This is a genomic window from Lentzea sp. NPDC006480, assembly GCF_040611995.1.
Lineage (GTDB): Bacteria > Actinomycetota > Actinomycetes > Mycobacteriales > Pseudonocardiaceae > Lentzea.
Genome location: NZ_JBEXPJ010000014.1, coordinates 87,402 through 98,468 on the forward strand (window position 1 = coordinate 87,402; position 11,067 = coordinate 98,468).

An 11,067-nucleotide genomic window follows, 5' to 3' on the forward strand; every position below is an offset into this window, starting at 1 on the left:
TTGATGGGCTCGCCCGTCCCCATCGGGGAAGGCTCACCAGGCGCGTCGGTGGCGACGAGCACGTCGCCGGGGCTGCGAGCGCCGACGAGGCGCGGCACCGAACTGGTGATGCTCGCGTTCGCCGCCGGAATCGTGACGCTGGCGCTGATCCTCGTCGAACTCAACCAGGAGCGGTCGCTCAGCCTGAGGATCCTCTGGCTCGGTCTCGCGTACCTCGCTCTCTTCGGCGCCGCTCACCTCGCCGTGCGCAGGTGGGCGCCCTACGCCGACCCGGCGATCCTGCCGTGCGTCGCGTTGCTCAACGGGCTCGGCCTGGTGGTCATCCACCGGATCGACCTCGCGCTCGAAGGCACCGCCTTCCCGGACGGCTCGACCTGGGACCCGGTGGCGTTCAAGCAGGTCATCTGGACCGGGATCGGGTTGTTGCTGTTCGCGGCGACGCTGAAGTTCCTCTCGGACCACCGCACGCTGGCGCGGTTCGGCTACACGTTCGGCCTGATCGGACTGGTCGCCCTGCTGCTGCCCGGTGTGCTGCCCGGCTTCATCGCGCCGACGATCAACGGTGCGAAGATCTGGCTGCGCATCGGCCCGTTGTCCATCCAGCCGGGTGAGTTCGCCAAGGTCCTGCTGATGGTCTTCTTCGCCGCCTTCCTGGTGTCGAAGCGCGACCTCTTCACGACGGCCGGCAAGCGGTTCCTCGGCATGGACCTGCCGCGTGCCCGCGACCTCGGCCCGCTGTTCGCGGCCTGGGGTGTCACGGTCGCGGTCATGGTGCTGCAGAAGGACCTCGGCTCCTCGCTGCTGTTCTTCGGCATCGTGCTGGTGCTGCTCTACATCGCCACCGAACGCGCGGCGTGGGTCGTGCTCGGCCTGGGCATGTTCGCCGGCGGCGCGGTCATCGCGTGGAAGCTCTTCACGCACGTCCAGCAGCGGGTGGCGAACTGGCAGGACCCGATCGGCCGCTACGACGTGGTCGGCGGCGGCTACCAGATCTCGCAGTCGCTCTTCGGGCTCGCGACCGGCGGCATCGGTGGTGCCGGCCTCGGTGCGGGCCGTCCGGAGATGATCCCCGAGGCGAACACCGACTTCATCACCGCCGTGATCGGCGAGGAGCTCGGGTTCGTCGGACTCGCCGCGGTGCTGCTGGTCTACATGGTGCTCACGCTGCGCGGCCTGCGCGGCGCGATCTCGGTGCGCGACAGCTTCGGCAAGCTGCTCGGCGGCGGTCTGGCGTTCGCGCTCTGCTTCCAGGTGTTCATCATCGTCGGCGGTGTCACGAAGCTGATCCCGATGACGGGTATCACCGCCCCGTTCCTGTCCTACGGCGGTTCGTCGTTGCTCGCGAACTACATCCTGGTCGCGTTGCTACTGCGAATTTCTGCCGCGGCGAGGGCTCCGCAGCGGGCACCTAAGCCGAAACCGCAACAACCGGCTATCGCCGACCAGCACACTGTGATGGTGGAGCGTCCCAAATGAACACACCGCTCCGCCGCGTCGGCATGGCCATGATGGTCATGATCGTGCTGCTCCTGGGCAATGCCACGTGGGTGCAGGTGATCAACGCCGACGAGTGGCGTCTGAACACCTACAACCGCCGGGTGCTGCTCGACGAGTACGCCCGCAAGCGCGGTCTGATCACGGTCGCGGACGGCACGGTGATCGCGGACGTCAAGGAGACGACGGACCGTCTCCGGTTCCTGCGCACCTACAACAACGGCAAGGTGTACGCGCCGGTCACCGGGTACCTGTCGGTCACCTACGGCACCTCCGGCATGGAGCGCGCCGAGAACGACCTGCTCAACGGCTCGGACGACAGGCTGTTCGCCCGCCGCGTCTCCGCGCTGATCACCGGCCGCGACCCGGTCGGCGGCAACGTCCAGCTCACGCTCGACTCGAAGGTGCAGCAGGTCGCCTACGACCAGCTGACCGCGAAGGGCTTCACCGGCTCGGTCGTCGCGATCAAGCCGGCCACGGGCGAGATCCTCGCGATGGCGAGCACGCCGTCCTACGACCCGAACCTGCTCGCGAGCCACGACTCGGACGAGCAGGCGGCGGCGTGGACGCAGCTCACCTCCAAGAATGCCAACGACCCGCTGATCAACCGCGCGACGCAGGCCCTCTACCCGGCCGGCTCGACGTTGAAGACCGTGGTCGCCGCCGCGGCGCTGGCCGACGGCAAGAACAAGGACACGCAGTACACCGCTGCGGGCACCATCAAGCTGCCGCAGAGCACGACGGACCTGCCGAACTTCAACGGTCAGCCGTGCGGCCCCGGCCAGACGGTGTCGATGGAGACCGCGCTCGCCAAGTCGTGCAACACGGCGTTCGCCGAGATGGCCGGCCAGGTCGGCGCGGCCAAGCTGCGCAGGCAGGCGGAGAAGTTCGGCTTCAACGACTCCGGCCTGAAGGTGCCGCTGCCCGTCGAGACCTCGACGCTCGGCCCGATCCCGGACGACGCGGCGCTCTACCAGACCGGCATCGGCCAGCGCGACGTGCAGATCACGCCGCTGCAGAACGCGGTGGTGGCGGCGACGATCGCCAACGGCGGCGAGCGGATGCAGCCGTACCTGGTGTCGAAGATCCTCGGCCCGGACCTGAAGCCCATCGACGAGACCGACCCCGACGAGGTCGAGACCGCGATGAGCAAGGACAACGCCACCACGTTGCGCGACATGATGATCCAGTCGGAGATCAACACCGGTGGCGAGGGCCGCAACCAGAACATCCAGATTGCCTCGAAGACCGGTACCGCCGAGCACGGCAGCGACCCGCTGAAGACCAAGCCGCACGCCTGGTACATCGCCTTCGCCCCGGCGCAGAAGCCGGAGATCGCGATCGCGGTGATCGTCGAGGACGGTGGCGACCGCGGTCTGGGTGCCACCGGCGGCAAGGTCGCCGCTCCGATCGGGCGCGCCGTGATCAACGCGTACCTGGTGGGTCGCTGATGCTGACCAAGGGCCAGCTCCTCGCCGACCGCTACCGCCTCACCAGGCGGATCGCGGTCGGTGGCATGGGCGAGGTCTGGGAAGGCGCCGACGAGCGGCTCGACCGCCGGGTGGCCGTGAAGGTCCTCAAGGCGGAGCTGTCCGGCGATCCCGAGTTCCTGCACCGCTTCCGCGTCGAGGCGCGGATGACGGCGTCGCTCAACCACCCCGGCATCGCGTCGGTGCACGACTACGGCGAGACCGCGTCCGTCACCGACGGGCCGGAGGACACGGCGTACCTCGTGATGGAGCTCGTCGAGGGCGAGCCACTCGCGACGATCATCTCGCGTGGCCGGCTCACCGCCGAGGTGACGCTGGATCTGCTGGAGCAGACCGGAAACGCGTTGCAGGCGGCCCACGAACGCGGCCTGGTGCACCGGGATGTGAAGCCGGGCAACATCATGGTCACGCCGTCGGGAAAGGTGAAGATCACCGACTTCGGCATCGCGAAGGCCGTGGACGCGGCACCCGTGACGCGGTCCGGCATGGTCATGGGAACCGCGCACTACATCGCTCCCGAGCAAGCTCTCGGAGGCGAGGCCGAACCCGCGAGCGACGTTTACTCGTTGGCGGTGTGTGGCTACGAATGCCTTGCGGGACACCGGCCGTTCCTCTCGGACAACGCGGTGACGGTCGCGATGATGCACATCCGCGACATCGCGCCACCGCTGCCGCCGGACGTGCCGCCGGGTGCGCGGGCGTTGATCGAGGCGACGCTGGTGAAGGACCCGCGGCAGCGCTACCGGACGGGTGGCGAGTTCGCCGCCGCCGTGAGCGCGGTGCGGGTGGGCCAGCCGTTGCCGACGCCGTCCGGGTTCACGATGCCGCAGATGGTGCAGGTGCCGCAGCAGATGGCGCCCCCGATGCTGCCGCCGCCCGTGCAGCAGGTTCCACAGCAGGTTCCACAGGGTCCGCCACCTCCGCAGGTGTCGCAGCCGCTGCCGGTTCCGCCGCAGATGCAACACCACCAGACCGGACCTGGGCGTCCCGGCACACATCCCGCGATGCAACCGGCGCACCAGACCGGGACGTTCGCACCGATGCAGGCACCACCGGGAAGAAACCGGACCGTCGTCTGGGTTATGGTCGCTCTCCTGGTGACCGTGCTGCTGGTGCTCGGCGTGGTCGTCCTGTGGAAGTTGACCGTGAAGCCGAACAACGGCAGCGGGCAAGGTGGCCAGACGACCACCTCGAGCTCGGCGAACCCGAACTCCCCGGCGAACGGGCAGGTGAAGCCCGACACCGCCGACCGGATTCCGGGCAACGCGCCGAAGCGGATCGACGAGGACGACTACATCGGTCGTTCCGGCGACCAGGTCAGCAAGGACTTGATCGACCACGGCTTGGAGCCCAGGGTGCAGAGCCCGCAGGGCACAGCGCCGGGCGACCTGAAGAAGTGCCGAGTCACCGCCATCGCGCCGACAGGCGACGTGGCGGTCGGCTCGCAGGTGAAGGTGACGTGCACGCCATGAGCAAGACCAGTACCGAGTTGGGAACACCGTCGACGAGGAGCGGGACGAAGCACCGATGAGCACTCCGCGACTGCTCTCAAACCGCTACGAACTGGGTGAGACCCTCGGCTACGGCGGCATGTCCGAGGTCCACAAGGGGCGGGACGTCCGCCTCGGCAGAGACGTGGCGATCAAGGTGCTGCGCGCTGACCTCGCCCGCGACGCCCAGTTCCAGGAACGGTTCCGCCGTGAGGCGCAGAACTCGGCTGCACTGAACCACCCGGCCATCGTCGCGGTGTACGACACGGGCGAGACGCAGACCGAGTACGGCCCGCTGCCGTACATCGTCATGGAGTTCGTCGACGGCCGGACGCTGCGCGACATCGTGAAGACGCAGGGCCCGCTGTCGGGCAAGCGCGCGATGGAGGTCATGGCCGACGTGTCGGCCGCGCTCGACTTCAGCCACCGGCACGGCATCGTCCACCGCGACGTGAAGCCGGCGAACGTGATGATCACGAAGTCCGGCGCCGTGAAGGTGATGGACTTCGGCATCGCGAGGGCCATACACGATGGTCAGGCCGCGGTCACCCAGACCGCCGCGGTCATCGGCACGGCCCAGTACCTGTCGCCGGAGCAGGCGCGCGGTGAGTCCGTCGACGCCCGTTCCGACGTCTACGCCGCGGGTTGTGTGCTGTTCGAGCTGCTGACCGGCGAGCCGCCGTTCACCGGCGACTCCCCCGTCGCGGTCGCGTACCAGCACGTGCGGGAAGACCCGAAGGCTCCGTCGCAGCTGAACCCGAAGGTGTCGCCGCAGCTCGACGCGATCGTGCTGAAGGCGATGTCCAAGGGCCCGGCGAACCGCTACCAGTCCGCCGCGGAGATGCGCGCCGACCTGGTGCGCGTGCTGTCGGGTCAGCGTCCGTCCGCCCCGGCCGTGATGACCGCCGAGGACCGCACCGCCGTGATGAACGAGCAGGCGCGCGCCCCTCGCACGCAGACGATGACCGGTGGTGGCAGGCACCGTCCGGCGGCGTTGAAGTCCGAGCCAGAGGACGAGTACGACCCGATCGCGGACGAGGAAGAAGAGCGGCGCGCCAAGCGCAAGAAGGCCATCATGATCGCGCTGGTGGTGATCCTGTGCGTGGCCGTGCTCGGCCTTGCCGCGTGGATCACCTCCAACATCATGAACTCCGGCAGCCCGAACACCGAGAAGGCGTCGGTTCCATCGCTCGTCGGCCGTAGCCCCTTGGAAGCCAAGGAGCTGATCACGAAGGCCGGCCTCGTGCCGCTGCAGCAGGACGTCGCTTGCGAACCCGGTGCGAACAGCACGCCGGCCCCGTGCAATGCCGATCAGATCAACAAGGTGGTCAGGACCGACCCGCCGGACGGCACACAGGTGACGAAGGGCTCGCAGGTCACGATCTTCGTCGGTCAGCCTCCCGGCGAGGCGGCCGTGCCGGACCTCAAGGGCAAGACGGCTCAGGAGGCCCAGGCGATCGTCGACAAGGAGGGGTTCAAGCTCGCGCAGAGCTCCGAGTCCGTCGAAGTCGACGACACCAAGCTGCAGGGCAAGGTGGCGGCGCAGAACCCGGAGTCCGGCCTGAAGCTGAAGAAGGGTGGCACGATCAACATCACCCTCGGCAAGGCTCCGGACAAGCAGAACGTGCCGAACGTCGTGGGTTCGAACGTGGACGACGCGCGCCAGACGCTGCAGGGTTCCGGCTTCAAGGTGAACGTCGAGCAGGTCGACAGCGCCAAGGACGAGGGCCAGGTCATCTCGCAGAGCCCCAGCGGCAACACCAAGGCGGCCAAGGACACCACGGTCACGATCCGCGTCTCGAAGGGCAACCAGATCGAGATGCCCGATCTGACCGGCCTGAGCCAGAAGGAAGCCGAGAACAAGCTGAAGGCCCTGGGCTGGAACGGCGCCTTCAACGTGGACACGAAGACGGTCACAGATCCGCAGCAGCGGGACGTCGTGCTGTCACAGCAACCGACCAAGGGCTCGACGATCACCAAGGGCACCGCGGTGACGGTGACGATCGGCAAGCTCGGAATCGGCGGGGGCTGAGGCCCGTGAGCTCGAGAGGGCGGCTTCCCTTCTGGGAGGCCGCCCTTTTGGTTACTGGCGAGCGGCTGCGGCGAGCGTGCGCATGCCGTTCTCGAGCTGCGCGACCGTCGACTCGGGAACCTCGTAGCCGCAGACCCTGAGCCAGTTGGCGAGCATCCGGTGGCCGCCGTCGGTCAGCACCGACTCCGGGTGGAACTGCACACCCTCGACCGGGAGTTCCTTGTGGCGCATGGCCATCACGATGCCGGTCTCGGTCTTGCCGGTGACCTCGAACTCCGCGGGGATCGTCTCCGGCAGCACCGTGAGCGAGTGGTAGCGCGTCGCGATGAACGGCTGCGGCACGCCGTCGAGCACGCCCTTGCCCTCGTGGAAGACGATGCTCGTCTTGCCGTGCAGCAGTTCGGGCGCGCGGTCGACCGTGCCGCCCCACACCACACCGATGGCCTGATGGCCGAGGCACACGCCGAAGACCGGCTTACCGGTGTCGGCACACCGCTTGATCACGGCGATGCTCGAACCTGCCCGCTCCGGCGTACCGGGCCCAGGGCTGACGAGCACGCCGTCGACCTTCGCGATCTCGTCGAGGTCCACCTCGTCGTTGCGCCGCACGATGCACTCGGCACCGAGCTGGGCGAGGTACTGGACGAGGTTGTAGACGAAGCTGTCGTAGTTGTCGACCACGAGCACGCGCATGTGCAGAGCCTAGTCGGTCGCGTCGAGTGAGTTAGCTCTCGTCTGGGATGAGGTAAGGCTTCCCTAAAATAGGTGTCATGAGTCATCCTCTGCGCGTCGCGGTCATCGGCGCCGGCCCGGCCGGTGTGTACGCGGCCGACATCCTGACCAAGTCCGACGTCGACGTGCGGATCGACCTCTTCGAGAAGCTGCCGGCGCCCTACGGCCTGGTCCGCTACGGCGTCGCCCCCGACCACCCGCGCATCAAGGGCATCGTCGGCGCGCTGCAGAAGGTGCTCGACAAGCCGTCCGTCCGCTTCTTCGGCAACGTCGAGTACGGCGTCGACATCAAGCTCGACGACCTGCGTTCCTGCTACGACGCGGTGATCTTCTCGACGGGCGCTTCTTCTGACCGTCCACTGGACATCCCCGGCATCGACCTGCCGGGCAGCTACGGCGCCGCGGACTTCGTGTCCTGGTACGACGGCCACCCGGACGTGCCGCGCACCTGGCCGTTGACCGCCACCTCGGTCGCGGTGCTCGGCGTCGGCAACGTGGCTCTGGACGTGGCGCGGATTCTCGCGAAGTCGGCCGACGAGCTGCTGGTGACCGAGATCCCGGCGAATGTTCACGCCGGGCTGGCTTCGTCGCCGGTCACCGACGTGCACGTGTTCGGCCGCCGTGGCCCCGCCCAGGCGAAGTTCACGCCGTTGGAGCTCCGCGAGCTCGACCACTCACCGTCCGTCGAGGTGATCGTGCACCCCGAGGGCATCGAGTTCGACGAGGCCTCGCTGGCCGCGATCCGGTCGGACAAGCAGGTCTCCATGATCGTGAAGACCTTGCAGGAGTGGGCGATCCGCGACGTGGGCTCTCGCCCGCGCCGCCTGCACCTGCACTTCCTGGAGGCCCCGGTCGAGGTGCTCGGCACTTCGAGCGTGGAGGGCCTGCGCACCGAAACCCAGGAGCTGACCGGTGACGGCAACGTCCGCGGCACCGGCGTCTTCACGGACTGGGACGTCCAAGCCGTGTACCGCGCGGTCGGCTACCTCTCGACGCACCTGGCCGACCTCCCGTTCGACCACGTCTCGGGCACCATCCCGCACCTCGCGGGCCGCGTGCTGGACCTGGACGAGGTGCCCATCCCCGGCGTCTACGTCACCGGCTGGATCAAGCGCGGCCCGATCGGCCTCATCGGCCACACCAAGGGCGACGCGCTGGAGACCATCACCAGCCTGCTGCAGGACGCGGCGTCCCTCCCCCGCGCCGAGTCCTCTCCGGACGCCATCGTGGAGTTCCTCGAACAGCGCGGCGTCCCCTTCGTGACGAACGAGGGCTGGAACCGGCTCGACCTGCACGAGATGGCCTTGGGTGCCGTGGAAGGCCGCGAACGCGTGAAGGTCGTCTCGCGCGAGGAGATGACCGCGATCTCGAACGGCTGACCGCCGTTTGCCGATGAAGCCGCCATCGCGTGTGGGCGCGATGGCGGTTTCACTTATTCGCTCGCACGCCTGCGGACACTAGGTCCGTGGATCCCGTGCTGCGTGAACGCTTGCTGCGCCTCAACGCCGACCTCGCCACCGGAGACTTGAAGCCCGACGTCGCGGTCTTCCTCGCCTGCGACCTGCTCGTCGCCGGACTGGACACCCCCGCGTTGGCCGAGCTGGCCGGCGAGCCCGCAGATCTCGCGAAACCCAAAGCCGAGTCGCTCGTCATCCAGGTGCTCGCCGAGCTGGGCGTGGAACGAATGACCGCGCGGCACGCTGCCTGGCTACTCGCCCGCGATGTCGCGCACGAGGTGATCAGCGGACGGCTTCGGCGCGAGATCGGCGTCAACCGGATGTACGTGCTCGGCCTCTGGCACGGCGTGACAGAGCTGAAGTTCGTCGAGCCCGAGGACGTGCCCGGACTCGCCGCAGCTCACCTCACTGCGTGGTGACGTGGTTGAACGGCAGCTTCGGCTCCGCCCACGGGAACACGACGAACATCAGCAGCGCGATGATGCCCGCGGTCAGCACGACTGCCTCGACGATCCGCAGATACAGCGGGCCCGGCAGGTGCCGCCAGATCCAGCTGTACATCAGCCCTCCTGCATCTCTGGCGGAATGAAGCCGTCGGCCACCGGGTAGCTCTTCGTCTCGATGGCGTGCACGATCAGGCGCTGCCGGTCCGAGAAGCGCGGGTGGCAGGTCGTCAGGGTGAGCAGGCGGGCCTGCTTGTCGGCGGGCACCGTCGTCCCGACCTGGTGCGGGATCGGGGCGATGACCTCGCCCTGGGTCGGCACCACGATCTCCTGGCCCACGGTCTTGGCGTAGGCGTCCCCGAGGGTGGTGGACAGCGGGGCGACGCCGGTGCAGGCGGCTTCCTTCGACCTGGCGTTGCCCGCCCAGCCGGCCACCTCGCTGCTCATCGGGAGCACCCGGTAGACGAACCACTGGGTCTGCGTCTGCACGACGATGGCGTTGCAGGACTGGAGCAGGTCGAGGTCGTTGAACGGCGCGCCCTTGCCGACGCGGTGGCCGGCGATGGCGAAGTTGCCCGCCTCGCCCGGCTGCGCGGTGTCCTTGTAGTGGCCGGGGCCGATCTCGAGGTGCTTGTCGGTGGTGCCCTCGACGACCGAGAACTTCCAGTCGCTGCCGAAGACCGGGATGTACATCTTGGCGAACGCCTTGCCCTCGATGAGAGTGGTCTTGGCCTGGCGGTTCGGATCGGACGGCGGCGGCGTCACGACGTTCGAGCTCCATTCGGAGTCGAGCGCGGCGGTGGCGTCGGCCTGCTTCTCCGCGGAGAGCAGGTCCGTCACGTAGACCTCGTAAACGACGAACAACAGCACGACCAGGCCCATCGTGATGAGGGCCTCGCCGATACCGCGCACGGTTTTGCGCGCCATGCTGTCCGGCGGCGGGGCGGGCTTTGCCGGTTCCTCGCCGTCGTAATAGTCGTCATCGTCGTAGTACTCGTCGTCGTAGTCGTCTTCGACGCGCGGGATTACCTCGGTGGGCGGATCGACCGGGCGAGGGCGGACCGGTCGAGGCGGCATTCCCTGGGGAGGCATTCCTCGCGGAGGCGTTCCGGGAGGCGGACCCTGCGGCATCCCACGCGGCGGAGTTCCCGGCGGCATCCCTCCGGAAGAAGGAGGTGGCGTCGGACCCTGCGGAGGCGGTCCCGGACGACGCGGCGGGGCGCCCGGCGGGGGCAGGCTGCCGGAGAAAGCGCTGGTGAACTGCGTCGCGTCAGGTGGCGGCACCGGGCGCGGCGAGGGTGTGGCCCGCACGTGCTGCAGGTCGTCACGACGGGGTGCAGGACGCCTTGGAGGCGGCTGCGGCGGTCCCGAGTTCACGTGAGTACCTCCGCGCGGACTGTGAACTGAAAACAACTGCGTCTGCCAGGTGGTTCGCTCACCACCTCCGCTACGTTAACGTGTTCCCCGAGTAGTGCACGTAAACTTGCGTCACTGAGGGATATCCACGTCAGGCGAGGACAGCATGCCCAAGTCCAAGGTCCGGAAGAAGGCGGCCTACACCGCACCGACTGACCGCCGCACGCCGGTCAAGGTCAAGGCAGCGGGACCGTCACACCCGGTCTACGTCGTCATCATGCTCGGCTTCATGGTGCTGGGCCTCGCATGGCTGGTCGTCAACTACATCGCGGCCGAGAAGATCCCGTTCATGCTCGAGCTGGGCGCGTGGAACTTCGCCATCGGCTTCGCGCTGATGATCATCGGCCTGCTGATGACGATGCGCTGGCGCTAGCCGCGCCAGGTATCCAACCGCTCACTGTTCGTCGAGGCGCGAGATGGGACTGAGCCATGCCTGAACTGCTGCCGCGGCGCAGACTCGACCAGCCGCGCGAGCCACGGGGCTTCCGCTTCTCCATCGACCCGGACTCGTTC

The 11,067-nt window shown here is 68.2% G+C and carries 10 protein-coding genes; 7 read left to right on the forward strand and 3 right to left on the reverse strand.

What is annotated here, in order from left to right:
• Positions 1–3: 3 nt before the first annotated feature.
• The 4 genes from ABZX92_RS08695 to pknB are packed head-to-tail and all read left to right on the forward strand — an operon-like array spanning position 4 to position 6,506.
• Positions 4–1,476, forward strand: a complete 1,473-nt coding sequence (locus ABZX92_RS08695; RefSeq protein WP_355555494.1) for an FtsW/RodA/SpoVE family cell cycle protein — start codon at positions 4–6, stop codon at positions 1,474–1,476.
• Entirely contained in the window at positions 1,473–2,945 is a 1,473-nt protein-coding gene (locus ABZX92_RS08700; protein WP_355555496.1) for a penicillin-binding protein 2, read from the forward strand. Before ABZX92_RS08695 ends, ABZX92_RS08700 begins: the two co-directional genes overlap by 4 nt.
• Positions 2,945–4,456 (forward strand): serine/threonine-protein kinase, encoded by a 1,512-nt coding sequence (locus tag ABZX92_RS08705; protein WP_355555498.1) that lies wholly within the window; start codon positions 2,945–2,947, stop codon positions 4,454–4,456. The genes ABZX92_RS08700 and ABZX92_RS08705 overlap by 1 nt, the downstream gene beginning before the upstream one ends.
• A 55-nt stretch (positions 4,457–4,511) precedes the next feature.
• A complete protein-coding gene (pknB, locus tag ABZX92_RS08710) occupies positions 4,512–6,506 on the forward strand; it encodes a Stk1 family PASTA domain-containing Ser/Thr kinase (protein ID WP_355555500.1) in 1,995 nt (664 codons plus the stop codon).
• A gap of 51 nt (positions 6,507–6,557) precedes the next feature.
• Here pknB and ABZX92_RS08715 read toward each other — a convergent pair whose 3' ends face one another.
• A complete protein-coding gene (locus ABZX92_RS08715; RefSeq protein WP_355555502.1) occupies positions 6,558–7,199 on the reverse strand; it encodes an aminodeoxychorismate/anthranilate synthase component II in 642 nt (213 codons plus the stop codon).
• A 104-nt stretch (positions 7,200–7,303) separates the two neighbouring features.
• Between ABZX92_RS08715 and ABZX92_RS08720 the strand changes: the two genes are divergently transcribed.
• Positions 7,304–8,617 carry an FAD-dependent oxidoreductase gene (locus ABZX92_RS08720; protein ID WP_355555518.1) on the forward strand — a complete coding sequence of 438 codons (1,314 nt, stop codon included), beginning with the start codon at positions 7,304–7,306 and terminating at the stop codon, positions 8,615–8,617.
• An 86-nt stretch (positions 8,618–8,703) separates the two neighbouring features.
• A complete protein-coding gene (locus tag ABZX92_RS08725) occupies positions 8,704–9,114 on the forward strand; it encodes a hypothetical protein (protein WP_355555504.1) in 411 nt (136 codons plus the stop codon).
• On the opposite strand, the gene ABZX92_RS08730 is transcribed toward ABZX92_RS08725, so the two are convergent.
• A complete protein-coding gene (locus ABZX92_RS08730) occupies positions 9,101–9,256 on the reverse strand; it encodes a hypothetical protein (RefSeq protein WP_355555506.1) in 156 nt (51 codons plus the stop codon). The two genes, ABZX92_RS08725 and ABZX92_RS08730, sit on opposite strands and share 14 nt — an antisense overlap.
• Entirely contained in the window at positions 9,256–10,215 is a 960-nt protein-coding gene (locus ABZX92_RS08735) for a class E sortase (RefSeq protein WP_355555508.1), read from the reverse strand. The genes ABZX92_RS08730 and ABZX92_RS08735 overlap by 1 nt, the downstream gene beginning before the upstream one ends.
• Before the next feature lie 445 nt (positions 10,216–10,660).
• Between ABZX92_RS08735 and crgA the strand changes: the two genes are divergently transcribed.
• Entirely contained in the window at positions 10,661–10,927 is a 267-nt protein-coding gene (gene crgA / locus ABZX92_RS08740) for a cell division protein CrgA (RefSeq protein ID WP_045313022.1), read from the forward strand.
• The last annotated feature ends 140 nt before the right edge of the window (positions 10,928–11,067 follow it).